The sequence below is a fragment of the Pseudoalteromonas sp. SCSIO 43210 genome, from assembly GCF_054133285.1.
This window is the reverse complement of record NZ_CP087225.1, coordinates 1,744,193-1,762,497: the sequence shown is the minus strand read 5'-3', so window position 1 is coordinate 1,762,497 and position 18,305 is coordinate 1,744,193. Positions and strand designations below refer to the sequence as shown.

Annotated in this window: 18 protein-coding genes; 3 read left to right on the top strand and 15 right to left on the bottom strand. The window is 38.4% G+C overall.

Annotation, left to right across the window (positions count from 1 at the left end; translation table 11 throughout):
* The 4 genes from LOS73_RS07605 to LOS73_RS07590 form a co-directional block, all read right to left on the bottom strand.
* Nucleotides 1–1,065 carry an HlyD family secretion protein gene (locus LOS73_RS07605; protein ID WP_008139130.1) on the bottom strand — a complete coding sequence of 355 codons (1,065 nt, stop codon included), beginning with the start codon at nt 1,063–1,065 and terminating at the stop codon, nt 1–3.
* The gene (locus tag LOS73_RS07600; RefSeq protein ID WP_149606743.1) at nt 1,055–1,540 is read right to left on the bottom strand and encodes a MarR family transcriptional regulator; all 486 of its coding nucleotides are present in this window, start codon (nt 1,538–1,540) and stop codon (nt 1,055–1,057) included. The genes LOS73_RS07605 and LOS73_RS07600 overlap by 11 nt, the downstream gene beginning before the upstream one ends.
* A gap of 460 nt (nt 1,541–2,000) precedes the next feature.
* Entirely contained in the window at nt 2,001–2,885 is an 885-nt protein-coding gene (locus LOS73_RS07595; RefSeq protein WP_008136882.1) for a spermidine synthase, read from the bottom strand.
* On the bottom strand, nt 2,878–3,501 hold the full coding sequence (locus LOS73_RS07590; protein ID WP_033015969.1) for a fused MFS/spermidine synthase: 624 nt from the start codon (nt 3,499–3,501) through the stop codon (nt 2,878–2,880). Before LOS73_RS07590 ends, LOS73_RS07595 begins: the two co-directional genes overlap by 8 nt.
* A 767-nt stretch (nt 3,502–4,268) precedes the next feature.
* On the opposite strand from LOS73_RS07590, the gene LOS73_RS07585 reads away from it, so the two are divergent.
* Both LOS73_RS07585 and LOS73_RS07580 read left to right on the top strand, forming a co-directional pair.
* Nucleotides 4,269–4,874, top strand: coding sequence for an RES family NAD+ phosphorylase (locus LOS73_RS07585; protein ID WP_204247259.1), 606 nt, complete (start codon nt 4,269–4,271; stop codon nt 4,872–4,874).
* A gap of 186 nt (nt 4,875–5,060) precedes the next feature.
* Nucleotides 5,061–6,032, top strand: a complete 972-nt coding sequence (locus LOS73_RS07580) for a hypothetical protein (RefSeq protein ID WP_457934775.1) — start codon at nt 5,061–5,063, stop codon at nt 6,030–6,032.
* 78 nt (nt 6,033–6,110) lie between these two features.
* Here the strand turns inward: LOS73_RS07580 and LOS73_RS07575 are convergent, their stop codons facing one another.
* Entirely contained in the window at nt 6,111–6,611 is a 501-nt protein-coding gene (locus tag LOS73_RS07575; RefSeq protein ID WP_007583656.1) for a lactoylglutathione lyase family protein, read from the bottom strand.
* 114 nt (nt 6,612–6,725) lie between these two features.
* Between LOS73_RS07575 and LOS73_RS07570 the strand changes: the two genes are divergently transcribed.
* On the top strand, nt 6,726–7,592 hold the full coding sequence (locus LOS73_RS07570) for a LysR family transcriptional regulator (RefSeq protein ID WP_007378783.1): 867 nt from the start codon (nt 6,726–6,728) through the stop codon (nt 7,590–7,592).
* 10 nt (nt 7,593–7,602) lie between these two features.
* Here the strand turns inward: LOS73_RS07570 and LOS73_RS07565 are convergent, their stop codons facing one another.
* The 10 genes from LOS73_RS07565 to LOS73_RS07520 all read right to left on the bottom strand — a co-directional run bounded on the left by LOS73_RS07565 (nt 7,603) and on the right by LOS73_RS07520 (nt 18,286).
* On the bottom strand, nt 7,603–7,914 hold the full coding sequence (locus tag LOS73_RS07565; RefSeq protein ID WP_457934774.1) for a hypothetical protein: 312 nt from the start codon (nt 7,912–7,914) through the stop codon (nt 7,603–7,605).
* A complete protein-coding gene (locus LOS73_RS07560; protein ID WP_457934773.1) occupies nt 7,902–8,315 on the bottom strand; it encodes a glycosyltransferase in 414 nt (137 codons plus the stop codon). Before LOS73_RS07560 ends, LOS73_RS07565 begins: the two co-directional genes overlap by 13 nt.
* A 27-nt stretch (nt 8,316–8,342) precedes the next feature.
* Nucleotides 8,343–9,089 (bottom strand): TIGR04282 family arsenosugar biosynthesis glycosyltransferase, encoded by a 747-nt coding sequence (locus LOS73_RS07555; RefSeq protein WP_457934772.1) that lies wholly within the window; start codon nt 9,087–9,089, stop codon nt 8,343–8,345.
* A gap of 241 nt (nt 9,090–9,330) precedes the next feature.
* Entirely contained in the window at nt 9,331–10,083 is a 753-nt protein-coding gene (locus tag LOS73_RS07550) for a glycosyltransferase family 2 protein (RefSeq protein ID WP_007378780.1), read from the bottom strand.
* Complete coding sequence (locus LOS73_RS07545; protein ID WP_457934771.1) at nt 10,076–12,430, bottom strand: NAD(P)-binding domain-containing protein; 2,355 nt, start codon at nt 12,428–12,430, stop codon at nt 10,076–10,078. Before LOS73_RS07545 ends, LOS73_RS07550 begins: the two co-directional genes overlap by 8 nt.
* Before the next feature lie 29 nt (nt 12,431–12,459).
* The gene (locus LOS73_RS07540; protein WP_457934770.1) at nt 12,460–13,854 is read right to left on the bottom strand and encodes a hypothetical protein; all 1,395 of its coding nucleotides are present in this window, start codon (nt 13,852–13,854) and stop codon (nt 12,460–12,462) included.
* Nucleotide 13,855: 1 nt separating this feature from the next.
* On the bottom strand, nt 13,856–15,364 hold the full coding sequence (locus LOS73_RS07535; protein ID WP_007378777.1) for a glycosyltransferase: 1,509 nt from the start codon (nt 15,362–15,364) through the stop codon (nt 13,856–13,858).
* A 3-nt stretch (nt 15,365–15,367) separates the two neighbouring features.
* Nucleotides 15,368–16,225 carry a hypothetical protein gene (locus tag LOS73_RS07530; protein ID WP_007378776.1) on the bottom strand — a complete coding sequence of 286 codons (858 nt, stop codon included), beginning with the start codon at nt 16,223–16,225 and terminating at the stop codon, nt 15,368–15,370.
* 526 nt (nt 16,226–16,751) lie between these two features.
* Complete coding sequence (locus tag LOS73_RS07525) at nt 16,752–17,429, bottom strand: haloacid dehalogenase type II (RefSeq protein ID WP_008134396.1); 678 nt, start codon at nt 17,427–17,429, stop codon at nt 16,752–16,754.
* A gap of 80 nt (nt 17,430–17,509) precedes the next feature.
* A complete protein-coding gene (locus LOS73_RS07520; RefSeq protein ID WP_457934769.1) occupies nt 17,510–18,286 on the bottom strand; it encodes a DODA-type extradiol aromatic ring-opening family dioxygenase in 777 nt (258 codons plus the stop codon).
* Nucleotides 18,287–18,305: the final 19 nt, after the last annotated feature.

Sequence of the window (18,305 nt, the reverse complement as noted above, 5' to 3'; positions counted from 1 at the left end):
TTAATAAATGTAGTGTAACCAACTAATAAACCTAATTTGCGCTGCGCCAAACCACTGCCCAATAGTTGACTCTGGCAATAATTGCACTGTAGCACGTGCACCACTTGGCATATTTTCAATTAAATTTTGGTTGTTAACTAATTTTAGATGAATACGTTGTCGCTGCGCATCGCGCACCCAGCGGTTACTGATCTCTGTAGTACTGAGCAAACCATTGGCACTTAACTGACCATTGCTTACACCGGCCTCAAACGCCTCAAGTGTTGCGTCATAAACCTCTCCAGGGCGACTATCAAAAACGACTTTTGCTAGGCTACCGCGCTTCATGTGCAGCAGTGATTTTTCTCTAAAATCGGCAACTAAGTCGGCTTTTTTAGCCACAATCGCTAATAACGGTTTACCTGCAACGGCATATGCACCATCAAGCAATTGTAAGTTAGCAACTATGCCATCACTCAATGCACGCACTTGCGTATACGATAAATTCAACTCAGCTTGCGCTAACTGATTTGCAGCATGGCGCATTGCTAAGTTTTTATCACCTGACTCGCCACGGGCTAAAATAGCTTCCGATAATTGCGCCTCATACGCTGCTACATTTGCTTTGCTTGCTTGATAATTAGCACGAATACTTTCAAGCTCTTGCTCTGATATGGAGTTTTGTTTGTAGAGCTTTTCGCCTCGGCTTTTTAATAATTTTTGCTCATGTTGTTTGGCTTTTGCAGCACTTATTTGCGCCTCAAGCGCTTTTACATTTGTATCGAGTCGTTTGTTTTGTAATTTAGCATCGTCAAGTGCCAGCTTAGCTTGTTCGTACGCTAAGTTGTAAGGTCCTTGGTCAATATGAAACAAAATATCGCCTGCTTTCACAGGTTTGTTATTACTTACTAATACACTAGTTACTCGGCCACTTATTTGTGGCGATATTTGCACAACAGGATGATACACGCGCGCTTGAGGCGTTACAGGTAAAAAAATATCAGCCATTAAATAGTAAATAAACACTAAAACAAACCCAATGAGGGAGAGTCTTACATAGCGGGCAAATTTTTGATCAGGTGTCATTTTTAGCCTTTGTTTGAGATTTAATGCAATTGAGTGCGTTTTCTTCCATTTTTACCAAGCCGTATGCCATTGCATCTAATTGTGCATGACTAAAACCATTATATAACTGCGCTTTAATATCTGTTATTCGCTCATTTAAGGTGTGTAAAATGCTGCGACCTTGCTCGGTAAAATAAAGCTTTTTACTGCGTTTATCGTGCTCATCTACGCGGCGCACAATCAGCGATTGCTCTTCTAACTGTTTGAGCGTGCGCGTAAGCGACGGCATCTCTATGCCTAAGCTCTGTGAAAGCGCTAACTGGGTAACGCCCTCTTTGAGCATATTTATATGCATTAAGGCAGTCCAGCGCGACTGTGTTAACCCTAAAGGCTCAACAGCAACAGTTACCGCTTCACGGCATAACCGATGCACACGGCCCATATTGCCGCAAAGTGTTAAATCAAGAGTTTCATAAAATGGAATGTTTTTAACCATAGCGCACTTAATTAGTTAGCAGGCTAACTATAATATCACTACTTAATAAACAACGTAAATATATTAGTTAAAAATGAATTAAAGATGTGCAGTAAGGCATAAAGCGAGGTGTCTCAAAATAAAAGCCGAATTTGTAGGTGCGAATTTACTTCGCGCTTGCCTGCAAATAAAAATATAAGCGAGGTATAAAACCTCACCTACCTAAAAATAAAAGCCGAACTTGTAGGTGCGAATTTACTTCGCGCTTGCCTGCAAATAAAAATATAAGCGAGGTATAAAACCTCACCTACATAAATAAAAGCCGAACTTGTAGGTGCGAATTTACTTCGCGTTTGCCTGCAAATAAAAATATAAGCGAGGTATAAAACCTCACCTACATAAATAAACGCAGTGCCTGTAGGTGCGAATTTACTTCGCGCTCAAGTAACTTATCTATTACTTAGCGCTTTATAAAAGCACCTTAAAAATTAAGTAAATTAGCGGGAGAATATTGGTCGGTAAGCACTTTCGTATCAGCAGGCCAATCTTGACCGTCTTTTGTAAAATGCATAAATTCGCTAATTGCTTTTATATCAATGCCGTATTTTGCCAAGCGAGGCTCAAGTATTTTAACCTGTGCCTTTATTTGCTCGTTAGTTGGCGGCGCTTTAAGTCCCGCTAAAATAATACGGTTACTACGATTTTCACGGCTTACATTTATAAAGTCGCCAAATACAGCGTGGTAAGTTGCCGACTCATGCTCATAAAGCTTACTACTTGAAAATGTATTTGCAGCTATAACACCACCTTCGGCCAATACGCTTTGTACCTCTTCAAAAAACTCTTTAGTGAGTAAATGCTCCGGAATATAGTCGCCGTTAAAGGCATCTAAAATTATCCAATCGTACATTTGCTTTTTAATAGCGGCGCGTTTTATAAAAATACGGCCATCTTGCACGCTTGATGTCACTAAGTCGTTTTCTATAAAGTTAAAGTAATCGCGTGCAACTTTAGTTACAGCGGGATCTATTTCAACATTATGAATTTTTGCTGTGGGGTATAGTTCATGAATAACATTAGAAAGCGTACCGCCACCTAATCCTATAATAAGTACATTTTTAGGGTTATCGGCTACTAAAAGGCTGGCAAAAGTAAGTTTAGTGTAGTTAAAAACAAGTTTGTCAGGGTCATTTTTGTACATGCAGCTTTGGCTTGTTTGGCTACTTTTAGTATTAAATTTAAGACAACGTAAGTCGCTAGTGTCTTCAACAATAATATTGCGATAAAGCGAGCGCTCTTCATGAATAACCTTACTAAACGCAACCCCCGAAAACACGATTAACGGCAGTAGTAAATATTTAAGCATGAGCAAGCTCCTTGTTATTCACCAAGCTATTAACAACAATAGCCACTAAACCAAGTGACCCAAGCGTTAAAGCAAAAGCGCCAATAATTGTATTTACGTCAAACGCGAGCACAAAGTAAAAAGAGGTGATAATAGTACCCAGCGCACTGCCAAGCGTACTTACAAAGTATAAACGCCCCGCTACTTGACCACTTTTATCGCTATCGGTTACCAATAAACGTACTGAGTAGGGCGAAATCATACCTAAAATAACGGTTGGAATAAAAAATAATGCAGTTGAAGCTAACAGCGAACCATAACGGCTATCTTCAATATGCGTGAATATAAACTCCATTATTGGCTGCGAAAATAACGTAATAGGCACCACCATAATGCTGGCGACTAAAAATATTAAACCATATTTAGTAAGCGATGCATTTTTAGTACTTAGCTTACCGCCAAGTAAATAACCAAATGATAAGCTGAGCATAAACACCGTTATTATGCTGCCCCAAATATGTACACTGCTCCCAAAAAAAGGCGCAAGTATTCGCCCTCCTAAAAGCTCAATCCCCATAATGCAAAAACCACTGCAAAAGGCTAAAAAATAAATTAATGCGTTTGTTTTTAAAGTCATGTAATTATCGTTTTGTAACTTAATAGAGTTCCATACTAACGTGATGTAAACATGCCCGCTAGTGTAAAAATCACTCAAGGCAAACCTTTTAAAAGCAAATTAACCGTGTTTCATATTAGCGGTGCGCAACAGAGTAATTTAGTAATAACCTAAGTTTATCGTGGTGAAACACGCAGCGCAGGCAAAGGTGACTCGTAGTAGATGTTTTAGAGTAATCGTTACTTAATAAACAAAGTACGATCATGTTGAGCTACCCAGCACTATGATCTTAAGCGATAACCAAACATTCAATGAGCTAACCTGCTTAATTGTTCAGGCTAGTAGCGGCTGTGTGTTTAAATAACCTAGTTGCTTATCAAACAAAATTTAGGTGTAATAACAACATAATAAACACTGTTCAATGCAGGGACAGCTCAGATACGACAGGCGCGCCGATTAAATAGGCTTAATGTAGTTGATGTCACAAAAAGCCTTTCTTTAAATGTAAAGTTCATAGCATAAACAACACCGAGCAGGTGGCGCCTCAGTCCAATAAGCGACACTGCAACACAAACTGCGTGTCGCATAAATACTAAAATGTTATGTGTTACTACAAACTAAGGAATATGAATGAGCTTCAAATCTTGGTTAAGCTATTCTGACTTTTCTGAAAAAGCGTGCTCTAAGCTAAGCTGCGCTACATTTTAGATAATGAGTCGAGTGAATTTCTAAATTCAATTAATGACACTTGTAGTGACAGGGTTAAAACCTTAAAAGTTGGTTCTGTGGTGTGGCGCGCACAAACTGGATGTGGTGAGGAGAAGGCTTCTGATAATGTAGAGCAAGAGTTCCATGTTGATAAGCGTATTCCTTTCCCATTCGAACGAATGAAGCCATTGACCAATAACGCCTCTGAGGGGAGGGCGAATTCAAAAGGGATTCCTTGTTTATATGTAGCAGCAGATGCGGAAACTGCGATACACGAAGTGAGACCTTGGCCTGGATTAACCTTAACAATCGCCCAATTGCATTTGACAAAGGATGTGAAGTTGATTGATTTTTCGGAGACGGCTGATGCTGAACAGTACCCATATTTCTCCTTCGACGAACCTTCTATTAATCAGAGAATTGCCGCTGTGTGGGCTGCAATGGATATTGCTTTTTCTTGGCCTGTAATGGGATCTGATTCCAAGTCAGAATATGTGCCGACGCAAATAATATCAGAGTTTATTAAATCGAAAGGGTATGACGGGATTATTTATAAAAGCTCTTTAACTAAAGGGCGTAATTATGTTCTTTTTAATTTAAATGATGCGGCTGTTGTTCAGTGTGACTTATTTGTAGTATCCAAGGCTAAATTTGACTTCGAGAAGTTGGATGGAAGCTCATCCTGACAGCTGAGCGTGGTAACACCTAATCGGGTAGCCGGAGGTCTCTAACCTCCAGCGCCCATACCAACCATCATGCGCTTTTTATTGGCAGGAAGTGCAATGGGCGGTTCATCTCCCGTAATGAATAATCTATAATCAAGACACCCGTCTTAATTACCATTCTTATGTTCTTTTTATAAGGTAAGTGATTTGAAAAACAATAACATGCATAAGCTAGGGTGGGTTTATCTATCTATATTTTTAATAGTCTTTCTAATGTTATGTACTGTTGGTTATTTTTACAATAAAGCGTCGGCTCCACCGACTTCAGCAGAGCAAACCTCTAATTATTTAACTGTATTACCTCAAAAAACTCCTGAAAAAGCAGTCAATACTGACTTACTGACAAACAAAAAGGTGACTAACAGTGCCCTTTCATCAAGGGAAGGTAAGTATCAGCGAGTTATTATGACCAGACCGCAATGGAAACTGCAAGGGGAGTTTAGGGAGCACTTTAAACGTTTACAAGCGGCAGCAAACGATGGTGATAACGAAGCAAAATATATCATCGCTACAAACTTAAGGTATTGTTTGTCGGCACCAATTGATGACAACGCTCTACAGGCTGAGTTAGAAGAGCTCTCTCAGTACAGTGATGTCGGCGAAGCCGCTGATAGAAAAATAGAAAAGTTTGATTATTGTAAGGGCATTAATAGTATTGAGCGTCACCAATTTTATGCGTATTTAGAAGATGCAGCGAAAAATGGGTTTGTCGCCGCACAAGAGTCATTTGTTAATCTAACGGCTGAGTTTTTTATGAAGTCGCAAGGTTTTTCGACACTAAAACGCGCTGAGTTCATTAAAAAAAGAGATAATTTTAATAAACAAAAAATAGTATTTTTAGAATACGCTGCTCAACATGGTAGTGAAAAGGCATTAATCTCTTTATCTAATGTGTATTATTCACAGCAGCTTGGTGAAAAAAGTTTTGCAAAGTCTTACGCGCTAAACCGATTAATTATGGAAATCACCGATAATAATGATATTTATAATCGCTATGCGTGGTTTGAGCAGCGACAGTATCCGCAACTTAGCGAAAGTGAACTTGCCAGTGCAAATGAAATAATAGAGCAGTGGAGCGCAATCATAAATAAAAACGGCACCGTATACCCTCACGATTAGTAAAAATAAAAGCGCTATAGCTGAAACAAAAAGGCTGCACTAATAAATACTGCGGCCTTTGTTTTTAGCTCAATGCTTTTAATAAGCGCCTGCGCTGTAAATTAGCTCGTAGCTGTGGCTGTAAATCTCAAGGATGTTGCCAAACGGGTCTTCCATGTAGATCATGCGGTATGGCTTTTCGCCAGGGTAGTAATAGCGCGGGGCTTGCATACGCTTTTTACCGCCAGCTTCTACAATACGCTCTGCTAAGCCTTCTACATCAGGGTCTTGAACACAAAAATGAAAGATCCCTGTTTTCCAGTATTCAAAGTTGTCTTTTGGGTTTTCTTGGTTTTTAAATTCAAAAATTTCTACACCAATACGATCGCCCGTTGAAAGGTGCGCTATTTTGAATTTTTCCCATTTTTCACCAAATACTTCGGTACACATTTCGCCAATGGGGCTTTTGTCTTCGGTTATTAAAGTGGGTTCCATAATGGTGTACCAACCCATAACCTTAGTGTAAAACTCAACGGCTTTTTCAACGTCGGGAACCGAAATACCAATGTGCGAAAAACTACGTGGGTATGTATGACTCATAATGCTTCCTCTTTAACTTGTGACTTATCTTGTGACTCGTTGATGGAGTTAGTTTACGAATCGACAAACATTAAGTAAAATTATCATTAATCATAACTTTGAGTACGTTTTGTAATGATAAATCCGACATGGTTAAACACATTTTGCACCTTGGTTGAGGTAAATCATTTTACCAAAACAGCTGAGCGCCTTTATATGACGCAGTCTGGTGTAAGCCAGCATATTAAAAAGCTAGAGCAACAAGTTGATTGTGCTTTACTTGAGCGCCACGGTAAGCAGTTTTCACTCACGCCACAGGGTCAAAACTTATATCAGCAGGGTAGCCAACTTATCAAAGACTGGCAGTTTTTAGAGCAGCAATTAAAAGATGATTCACCTTTTAGCGGAGCAGTAAAAATTCAATCGCCGGGCAGTTGTGGTTTAAAGTTTTACAATCAATTATTAGCACTGCAATGTGAGCATAAAGCACTAACTATTGATTACCGCTTTGCGCCAAATGTGAGTGTGGAGCAAGCTGTGGCAAATTACAGTGCCGATATTGGCTTTTTAACCCAAGCCCCTACACTTAGCGAAGTGATCAGTTATAAAATTGATAAAGAAGCGCTATTACTTATTACACCTGCGGGTATAAATACACCGAATTGGCAAACACTGTGTGAGCTGGGTTTTATTGCTCATCCTGATGCAAACCATCATGCGCAACTACTACTTAGCGAAAACTACGATGAATTTGAACATATTGAGCAAATAAAGCAGACGGGGTTTTCCAACCAAATTAGCTTAATACTAGAGCCTGTAAGTTTAGGCTTAGGTTTTACGGTATTACCTGCCAATGCGGTAGGTGCTTTTAATAAGCCTGAGCTTATTAAAACGCACTATTTAGCCAATCCCGTTAATGAGACTATTTATGCATGTCACCATCGAAATAGGCCACTGGCAAAACGGATGAATACAGTGATTGAGTTAATTAAGTCAAGTTAAGGTAAATACCTTATTTTTGTCTTTCGTCGTATTGAGTATTAAGCTGAATACCTTTTTCATAGCGCTGATTCATCGCAGTATCTGAACGGTTAAAATAATATAACCACTTCATGTACTGATTAGTTAAAGCCTGTCGATAGAGTCCGTTAACTTGAAAGCGTATCGCAGAGGTTTCGCTAATAAACGGTAGACGCTTTGCTTTACATTTGAGTTTAAGCCGTAAACATAGCTCTGTATCTTCAAAAATATCTATTAGCGGCAACATACCTACGTCGAGTAGAAGTTGTTTTTTTGCAAATAAACAATGGTCTAAATAATACACTCCCCGTTTATCACCGCGAATATAATTAGAATACCAAGAGGTAAACTGAAGTAATGGATGGCGTATATTAAATTTATGGGTAAAAGCCCCCACGACATCTGATCTGCGTTTTTGTTTAACGCATTCAACCCTGCAATATCAATTATGCTACGAGGGTGATGAAGCACAATTGTGTCAGCATTTGCTTGCACAATACCCGCATTGAGCCGGCCTGCTCGTGATGCTATATCGGTTTTAATTAAGCACACGCCCGCAGCATTAATTATATCGATGGTGTTATCGGTGCTTCCCCCATCCACACAAATTATTTCGCAGTTTTTTAAATGTTGATACGCCTTGAGGATCCGTTGTAAATACCCTGTTTTTTCTTCATTTAAAGTAGGAATAATAATACTTAACATACTTTTATAACCTCATAGTTCAGAATATTACTCATGAAAACTCACTTTAGCGAGCGAGAATAGATCATTAATTGTATGTAATAGAGCTTTACGTGCTGGGCGAGTATCTGACTGTAGATCAATAAATAATTTTTTAAGATCGCTGACATAATCAATATCGTAACCTGGTAAGCAATACTTCACCGATAATTTATTCTGCCTACACTGTTGTGATAATGATTGTGATAATTCATTCGTGCTCCAAGGTAAATGGGTTAGTACTGGCCAAGCTACTTTGTTAGCCATAATGATGACGCCACCATCATCAGCATGATGCAAAGCTACGTCATTACTTTGTAATGCACTAATCGTTGCCTCAAAATATTGATGGTTAAGTATTGGAGCATCAGTACCTATGAACACTAGTTGCTCATGCCCTTGTGCTCGCAGCTGATTATCAACATAGTTTAATCTATCGCCTAAGTTGCCTATCTGCCCAAGCGGTAATTGCGTTATTACGTGGGCATTACTTACTAAAGAATGCCCCCACTGAATATCGCTTTCGCTTGAACAAGCAATAACAACAGGCCCTTGCCAATTATTAGCATCTTCTATCGCGCATGCTAATAATGCATGTGCAATTTTAAGTGCGCATTGCGCATTCGAGCCTTCAGCAAGCCGCTGCTTACCTTGGTTGAGTTTAGGCCGTTTACAAAAAACAACTAACGTCGCTTGATTTATAACTAATCTAATTGTTTGTTTTGACGCTTTATTACTTTGGTTTATTTTATTCATTTTAATCACAGCTCACGTAGCACTAATAATTTTGTAATTCGCATTTATAACTAGGGCTTGTTTATCTTTCTAGGCTGAGTTTGCAGCCGTATGTTTGGTTTTTAGGTAGGGCTGAGCCTATGTGGTGTTGTTATTTCCCATAAAGAGGCAATAACGCAACATCAATGCCAAGCATGTACTGCCCTTAGGTCGTCCTAAAGACGACTTACTCTTTGTTGCTCGGTTATTACTTAGCCCACGCTTATTCATACTCACTACCTTTAAGCTGCGCTGTATTTTTAACACTGGATTGGCGAATAAATAACGTTGCAATCATGGATAAAATACCGATACCAGCTTTAATTGAGCCCATTACTGTGCCGCTAATTTTTGATTGTCCTATTCGCACTTTAGAGTCAACAGCGTATTCGCTCACTTGCATACCAAGAATGATCGCTTTAACCTGCATTTCTACAGTCCAGCCAAACGAGGTATCAGCCATATTTAAAGTGTGCAGCGACGAGAAGCGAATGGCCCTAAATGGCCCTAAATCAGTTATTTTTTGCTGCCAAAATAGTGTTATTAAGTGGCTAGATAGCCAGTTACCAAAGAGTTGTGGTTTAGTTAAAGCTCCATTTTCAATGGTGCCTAAGGTTCTTGATCCAATAGCAAGATCGTCACCATTAACAATCCCATTTAGTAATGAAAGGGCTTGATCTACAAAGCAAGAATCATCACCATCTACAAAAAGTACAATATCGCATGAGGGAAGCTTAGCAATAGCGGTTAAGCAGGCAATACCATAACCAGGTGTACTTTGATGAACAACTTGAGCACCATTAGCGGTTGCTACTTTTGCAGTGTTGTCTGTGGAACCATTGTCACAAACAATAACGTTATCAATAACCGCCTGCTCATCAAACATTAAAGTAATCAAATTTCTGACCACAATGGAAATAGCTTGCTCTTCGTTAAGAGCAGGAATAACAACAGCAACTTTATGACCTTTATACATTTTTAATCTCAATAATGTTAACGCCGCCACGTGATTTTTCAGACATTTGCACAGGGCTAGCTGCGAGTGTATCTTTTTTGATAATGGCGGAAGTTTTTCGGTTTATTTCAGCAAAAGACAATGTGCCTGTTGGGCAGGTTTGTACACAGGCGGAGCAACGAACGCATTGTGGATCGGTCATTGGTTGGCCTTTACTTGCAAAAGCCATAACATCAATGCCTTGATGGCATACAGTTGTACATTGATTACAACTAATACATTTCGATTTTTCACTAACAATAGCAAAGCGACCAAAGCGACTGTATATATGCATTAATGCCGCTAATGGACAAGCAAACCGACACCATGTACGCCCTGAATATTTAAAATAAAGGCCAAACCCTAAAATACCGGCTAATAAAATATCAACAACCCACTTATAACTAAGTGCGTTTACTAATTGGTAGTCCTTGTTCTCGCCTTTTAAAAACAGATTAAACATATGGTTCATCCATGACTCAGGATATATCCACCCTAAAACACGAATGACTAATAACACTGCCGCGATTAATAAAATGAACTGACCAAGCATATTTAGCTTATTCCACTTAGAACCGTGTGGCATTTTATGGCGTTGCAGATCTCCCATAGTTTCAGCCATAGCACCGCAAGAGCAAATCCAACTACAATAAGCGCCTTTGCCCCACTTCATCACAATAATTGGAATAATAACGAATGTTTGAATAGCCCCAATAACTAACCAAGCAACTTGGGGAGTGTCGGTAAATACGGTATACACACCTAACGGCCAAGCGAAGATAAAACTATATGCATGCCAATAAGCGCGTGGGTGTCCCCATTCAGGCCATGTATGCGTCGCAAGTTCTTGCGCTGAGATATAACTGGGAAACAACGCATCGGCAAAGCTTTTGCCTATTCCTGCATCAAATACACCGTTATAGCCAAGTAATGGTAAAATTATTTCTGGCAATAAAAATAATGGAAACAATTGAATCGCAAACAAAACTGACGTTTGTACTGTTACATAAGGTGTTTTGCGTCGTTTAATTCGTTGCCAACCAAAAATACCAATTAAGAGGGTATAAAGAACGGTGTAGTAAAACGAACGACTTTTTAAAGAAACCGCTATTGTGCCAATTAAGGTACTGCGATCATTCACTTGCAACTGCCACCATTCGCCAAAGCCTGCTATTAAGGTTGGCATTTGATCGGGATAAGAAAAAGCACTCCAAAATGAATTAAAAAAACCATAGCCTTTCCAATCGTATAATGCAGTTAATGCGACTAAAAACAGGGCAAAGAAAGCCCAGCCAGACCATGTGCTTTCACCACTGATATTGATTTTTGAACGTCTGAAGAAATCTAGCGGGGCTTCACGACCAGTCGCTAACAACACGCTATCGTTATCTAATATTTCATCTGTACCATCTTTATTTTTTAACTGCACAGACCGTGGTGAAATTTTACTGACTTGAGTCGCCATTTTAAGCGTCACTTTGTCATCTTTTACTAATTGAGTTACTTGTTCGACATTCTCTGGTTTTGCCCGGTTAAACTGAGTTTGTCGATAAGATAAAGTAACTTTAGCGCCTTCCTCTGCTGTTGCAATCGCGGCCTCTAATGCGCTATCACCTCCGCCAACGATTAACAGTTCTTTATCTTTATAGTATTGTGCGTCAATAAAACGATTTGCTACCTTTGGTAAATCTTCACCTTCAACATTTAATTTTCGATAATTTCCAGAGCGCCCAATAGCAACAATCACACGGTGAGCCACTAAGCTATCACCATTCTCTAAAGTAACACGTAGTTTGTTGCCCTCTTTATTTACATGGCTAACTTGCGCCAGTTTAGCTTCAATACTGTGGGCAGTAATTTGCTCTTTAAGTTCGCTCAACAGGTTTTCTTTATGACTTACTTTATTTGAAAATTGTAATTCGCCTTCAGGCTTCATGTCAGTGGGGTAAGTATAAATAGGTTTATTATTAGGAAAATTTTCAATCGTTGAAAATGGTTTATTACCTTCTAACAACGTAACATTAAGCTGCTGTTTTTTACCTTCAATAGCGGCAGAATACCCACTAACACCACCACCAATAACAATAATATCTACAACATCAGCTGTTTGCGTACGGGTACTAAAAGTAGTATCAGCAATAATGGAGCGAATAGCTTTAGCGCCCGTATCGCTGGAGAATTTAAGTAAAGGAATACCCGTTAAATCACCAACAACATACACACCTTTAATATTGGTTGTGCCATCGGCATTCACTAATGGTTGCTTTTCTACAGTGCGATCAGGCCATTGTCCGTGCAACCAGTGATAATAATTATTAATAATATTCAATTTGTATATTCCAATATAAAGTTTTATGTTTATGAATTATCAATGTGATTCAGCTTTGAAGTCTTTTTGATGCCGTGATAAATCAGCCTCAATAACGTTAACGCGTATAAAACACCTAAAAGTACAACAGGCCAAAGCGCAGGTTGCCATTGTTGACAGCAAAGGAAATTACCGAGCACTTCGTATGTCATGGGCATAAGTAATAACCAAGTAAGTAAATAAATATTTGGGCGCAAGGCAAGCAAGGGAACTAACGGGAGTAAATACCAAGGAAAAAGCACAGGGCTTAACATAAGAGGTAAAGCCAAGGCTGCTTGCATACAAAAATAAATAACCGATGTACTCATGTAGCGGGCTTTACTGTATCTAAAACTTGTATAAGCAATAAACAACACCGCAATAACTCCCATAACAAAAAGCGCTAAAACAACCTGAGAATTAGTTAATAGAGAATCAAGTGCAGTAAAAATAGGGGACGCATTACGCCATTTTTCAAAAAACACACTAATACTGCCTACGGGTACGTACCCAAGCGCAATGGTAGTACCATAAATTAGCGCGACAGTCGTAACCCAGCTGAGCACCAACATTAGAGCGGGTTTTAATGATTTTTGTAAAAAAAATAATGGCAGTAATAACATAACGGGTAAAATTTTCAGCGACATACCAATACCAATAGCGATACCGCAATATAAAAGTAATTGTCGCTGCCAAAAATAAATTGCGACAACAACTGCCAATGCAGAAAAAGCATCTATGTGTAACCCAACACCAGTTTCTAAAATCAACAGTGGCGACAACGCAACAAGTGCTAAATTATTTAATTTGTTGGCCTTTTTTAATACTAAAGCCGACACGTACACCGTTAATAACCCTGCAAGTAATAGCAAAAACCGCCATACCAACTGTGCCTTTTCAACTCCAAATGATGATGAAAAAGTAAATAAAGCCAACGCTAATGGAGGATAAATAGTGACATAAGCTGCATGCTCTTTAGGTGGTTGCCACTGTTCTCGCAATTGTGTTAATTCAATCGCGTCATGGCTGATGCTATAAGGGTCGTAGCCTTCATATGCTATTCGCCCATCAAATAGGTAACGACTTGTGTCATTAGAGGTATAAGGCTCAACGTCAATCAATACAATACGCATTAGAAAAGCGGTGATTAGTAGCAGCTTATAATTTTTTAAATAACGTGATTTAGGAGATAAAGACCAAGCTACCAACATAAAAAATGCCATTAAACAATATTGAATAATGGTATAAACTCCAATACTGCCAACAGGAAATTCAGTATTGCTTTGCGACGTATTTGCTAAAAAATAACTCGAAAAACTCAGGGCAATTAAACTAGCTAAGCTTATAAAATAAAGCCAAGATTTACTTTTAGTTGTGAAACTTGGCTTAAACAATTGCAGGTTCATTTTAAGCGTGTCTAGATAGCTGATAATGACTATAAAAGCTATTAACTGCAGACATAACAAACCCAAGAGCTAACAACGATACAAATGGCAATATAAACCAATATTGGTAAATAACAGCCCACACTAAAACTACGACATAGATAGCTGCAACTAAAAATTCAAAAATGGCACCTTTAGGAGGTAAAGGTTTATAGTGCGGCTTATTTTTAAAGCCCTGCGAAGCTTGATTTTCACTTTTATAAGTATGTTCTGCTTTTTGTAGTTCACCTGTTTTAGGTGTGCGGACAAATTCACTTTCTTTGCCCATTAAAGCTTCAAAACCAGCCTTAGAATTATTAATTGCCAACTGTATACCTAACAAGACTAAGTTAGGTAATTTTGCTAATGCACGTATTTTTGAGCGACCTAAAACTACTTGACCAAAATATAGGTATGCAATGTGTCCGCCTGAAGACATCAATAATAAGGCAATATCAATCCACCAAACGTTTATGTAATCATATTGCGCACGTAAATATAAGCTAGGTAATAAGAAAAATAATGTATCTAGCATCATGACTAAATAAGCTAGGTTATTTGATAAATGAAACGTTGATTCAAGTTTTTTAACAAGCGGTATTTTTGCTTTCCATACTGTTTTTAGCATTTTAAGCATGACTTGTACGCCACCTTTAGCCCAACGGTACTGCTGAGTTTTAAACGCATTCATATCAGCAGGCAGCTCACCTGGACATGTTATATGATTTAAATACTGCATTTTCCAACCAGCTAGTTGAGCTCTATAACTTAAATCTAAATCCTCAGTTAATGTATCAGCACTCCAATGGCCTGCATCAATAATGGCTGAAGTACGCCAGATACCTGCAGTCCCATTAAAGTTAAAAAGCATATCACTCGCACAGCGCACATGCTGTTCTAACCCAAAATGAGCATCGAGCATTACAGCCTGTGTTTTTGTTAATAAGCTACTACGACGATTTAAATGCTCCCATCGCAACTGCACCATGGCAATATCAGTTTGAGTGAAAAAATGAATACTTTTTAATAATGTATCCGGAGTAGGTATAAAGTCAGCATCAAAGATAGCAATAAATTCACCATCGGCCGTTGTCATTGCCTCTTTTAATGCACCAGCTTTAAAACCATGACGATTGGTTCGCTGTACGTGCTCAATATTTATGCCTTGTAGCTTATAATGCGATACACGTTCAGCAATAACCTCACTTGTATCGTCATTAGAATCATCAACAATTTGTATTTGTAAACGATCAGCCGGATACTCCAATAATACAATTGAATCAACAATCCTTTTGGCGACTAACCTTTCATTATAAAGTGGAATTTGAACTGTTATCTTTGGTAATTTCTCAAACATTTTAGGTGATTGAGGTGTAAAATTTCGATATTTAAACCATCGAAATACCATAGACAAACGGTGCAAACCAAATAAAGATAAAATAGCTAATAATAAAAAATGAACAACAAGTACTAACGAACCAATTAACGACATAATTTAATAAACCTTAGTAATACCAAATTGAATATTATTACCTTGCAGGATATTACTACCGTAAATTTCACGTGTAAAAGTAAGCTCAATACCAAAGCCAGCTAATGACGAGTTTTTATCAAAATTCCAACCTGTAGCCAGTTCAAATTTTCCTGAGTCAAACTCTAAAGGATTTGATAAATTTGCAGCATTGATTGAAGTTGACGAATCTGCATTTTCTGCACTTAGTATTCCGTCAAGTTTGGCACGCATATAAATGTTTTTATTAACGTTAAAACCATACTCAAGCAAGTATCTGTATTCGTCAGAAGGCTCTGCGGTACGAACTCGATAACCAACTTCAGCCCCAATATAACCAAACTTATCCAGCCCTTTGCCTAACAATATTTTGGCTTCGTAGTCTTCTTGGTTATTTCCTAACCCATCATCCTCATCATATAAAAAAGGGGTTTTAACTAAAAAAGAAGTAGATAGAACAAAAGGTTCTGCCTGCCATTGATATCGAATACCAACCTCGGTATCACCAAAACCGCTGGCGCTACTTGTGCCCGTTACAGAATCTTCTTGTTCATAGCTTTGATGTAATAATGAGCCATAAATAGAGAAGTTATTCCCTAAACCATGCTCCAAGTAAAGTGATGTATTTTGCCCTTCAAAACGCTCAAAGGTTGGGTTGTTTCCACGATATTTGCTCGACGTATAATCAGCGTAACCTAACTTAATATAACCACTTCCTTCTTCACCAACCCATGCCCCAGCCGACACGTTAACTGACGCTAAGCTAATAGATAGAGCGATGGCTGAAAAAGATATTCCCTTTAATATGTAACTTTTTTCATTGTGATCTTTTTTAAATTTCATTTTTATTTTCCACTAATTTATTAAATTTAAATTTTGAAGTAATTAACTAAATTTTTATCGTGATTTTCAATTAGCATGTTTTATTTCGCTTTAAGTTTAAAAAACCAGACGTTTATAAAATAAATAATGCTTATTTATGAAAAAAATCAAAAACTGATAATTTTTTTAATTAATCTAAACCTGTTGATATCAAGTAATGCTGTTGTTCTAAGCTAAAACCTAAAGTTTGTTATTTAATTTAGGAACATTATGGAAGGTAAGTTTCGCAACTGTGTCACGAATTAATCACAAAATTATCACATTTTATCAATAGGGAATGAGCGCTCTGATATCAGCTCTAATTTAGATGAAATAGAGCATTAATTGCGCTTATTAATACAGAGATTAAGTTAAGAGGGTAGGGGTAAAAAACTAGACGAGTAAATAAACACTTGCTAAAAAATATAGCATTAATAGTGGTTCAAACGTAAACCCCCTTTACACCTAAAATGCACAAACACCAAAGGTATAAAGGGTATGATTAAAATTAGTTAACGCTTTCTAATTTTACTTTTAAATCGAGTAAATCGGTTGCGATTGTATTTGGCTGTATTTCCCACGGATCGAAAATAGACTCTTCAGATCGTTGAATCCACGCTGCACGCATACCGTGCGATATGGCACCGGTTACATCAAACGGATTACTTGATACAAGCCACGTGTTTGCGCCTGTCGAATTGGTTTCGCGTAAAAAGTGGCTATAAACCCCTGGGTTTGGTTTAAAGGTTTTAACATCGTCGGCACTTACTACCCCTTCAAAAAGCTCACTAATGCCAGCGGTTTCTAATAAGGTATGAACTGCGTCGGCAGCCCCATTTGAAAATGCAAACAAACGGTAGTCTTTTGCTTTTAGTTGCTCAAGACCTGCTTTTACATCATCGAACGCAGGAAGCGTTTTATAAAGCTCTAGCAGTTGCTCTTTTTGATCTTCACTTAGCTCGGTTTTGTGCGCTAAGCAGGCGTAATCGAGTGCGTGTTTTGTACATAGCGAAAAGGGAATATAATTTTGCATTAATCCACGTCTAAATGAATACTCTAATTGCTTTTCGCGCCATGTATTTGAAAATGCTTGGGCGTTATCGCCAATCATGTCGTCGAGTAAGGACAGTACGCCGTGAGTGTTTATTAGCGTACCGTATACGTCAAATGCAAGTGTAGTTGCCATGTTTGCTCCGTAATAAAATAAATTAAGTTGGTTTTAGAGTACTTGCTTACAGCTTAACTTAATTTGAACGAACGCTCAATTTAATAAAACTTGTATGCATCAAGCGCTAAAATATCCATTTCGATGTCTTTATGTATTTTTTCAACTTGACCGTCACCACTACCAAGCGCAGCAAAAAGAGGTAAAAAGTGCTCTGCAGTAGGGTGGTTAAATAAAGCATGGGGTGCTTCATCTAAATAGTTAAGTAACGCTTGGGTGTTTTGCGTTATTAACTTTTGCTCAACCCAATGGGTAAACTCATTAACCATTTGAACACGGTTAGGTGTAGCGGGGCTTTTAAATATTTCACGTAGATTGTGACTAATACCGCCTGAGCCAATAATTAATACGTTATCGCTGCGCAGTGGTGCAAGTAACTGTCCGTATTTATACATCGCTTTAGTGCCAAGACGTGTATTAATAGATACCTGAACAATAGGGATATTAGCTGCTGGGTACATTAAGCGCAGCGGGATCCACACACCATGATCCCAACCTTGCTTGGCACTTTGCACGGCTTTAATACCCGCTTTGTAAAAGTACTCACTAATAGTATTAGCGAGCTTAGGGTCCCCCGGTGCTGGGTATTGAATTTCATACAGGGCCTTAGGAAAGTTATAAAAGTCGTGAATAGTCTGCGGCGCATCTCCCGATGTAATAACTATATCGTGCGCTTCATCAAAGTGGGCAGAAAACACCACAATAGCTCGTGGTTTACTAAGCGTTTGACCTAATGATGCAAAAAAATCTGACGTAGTAGATTGCTGTACAGCCATCATTGGCGAACCGTGAGATATAAATAAAGCGGGCTGAGTCATGCTAAAACCTTAAACAAAT

Bases quoted from the DNA above. Each gene is read 5' to 3' on its own strand.
- LOS73_RS07605 (WP_008139130.1), bottom strand. From the start codon at position 1,065: ATGACACCTGATCAAAAATTTGCCCGCTATGTAAGACTCTCCCTCATT.
- LOS73_RS07600 (WP_149606743.1), bottom strand. From the start codon at position 1,540: ATGGTTAAAAACATTCCATTTTATGAAACTCTTGATTTAACACTTTGC.
- LOS73_RS07595 (WP_008136882.1), bottom strand. From the start codon at position 2,885: ATGCTTAAATATTTACTACTGCCGTTAATCGTGTTTTCGGGGGTTGCG.
- LOS73_RS07590 (WP_033015969.1), bottom strand. From the start codon at position 3,501: ATGACTTTAAAAACAAACGCATTAATTTATTTTTTAGCCTTTTGCAGT.
- LOS73_RS07575 (WP_007583656.1), bottom strand. From the start codon at position 6,611: ATGAGTCATACATACCCACGTAGTTTTTCGCACATTGGTATTTCGGTT.
- LOS73_RS07570 (WP_007378783.1), top strand. From the start codon at position 6,726: ATGATAAATCCGACATGGTTAAACACATTTTGCACCTTGGTTGAGGTA.
- LOS73_RS07560 (WP_457934773.1), bottom strand. From the start codon at position 8,315: ATGTTAAGTATTATTATTCCTACTTTAAATGAAGAAAAAACAGGGTAT.
- LOS73_RS07555 (WP_457934772.1), bottom strand. From the start codon at position 9,089: ATGAATAAAATAAACCAAAGTAATAAAGCGTCAAAACAAACAATTAGA.
- LOS73_RS07550 (WP_007378780.1), bottom strand. From the start codon at position 10,083: ATGTATAAAGGTCATAAAGTTGCTGTTGTTATTCCTGCTCTTAACGAA.
- LOS73_RS07540 (WP_457934770.1), bottom strand. From the start codon at position 13,854: ATGAACCTGCAATTGTTTAAGCCAAGTTTCACAACTAAAAGTAAATCT.
- LOS73_RS07535 (WP_007378777.1), bottom strand. From the start codon at position 15,364: ATGTCGTTAATTGGTTCGTTAGTACTTGTTGTTCATTTTTTATTATTA.
- LOS73_RS07530 (WP_007378776.1), bottom strand. From the start codon at position 16,225: ATGAAATTTAAAAAAGATCACAATGAAAAAAGTTACATATTAAAGGGA.
- LOS73_RS07525 (WP_008134396.1), bottom strand. From the start codon at position 17,429: ATGGCAACTACACTTGCATTTGACGTATACGGTACGCTAATAAACACT.
- LOS73_RS07520 (WP_457934769.1), bottom strand. From the start codon at position 18,286: ATGACTCAGCCCGCTTTATTTATATCTCACGGTTCGCCAATGATGGCT.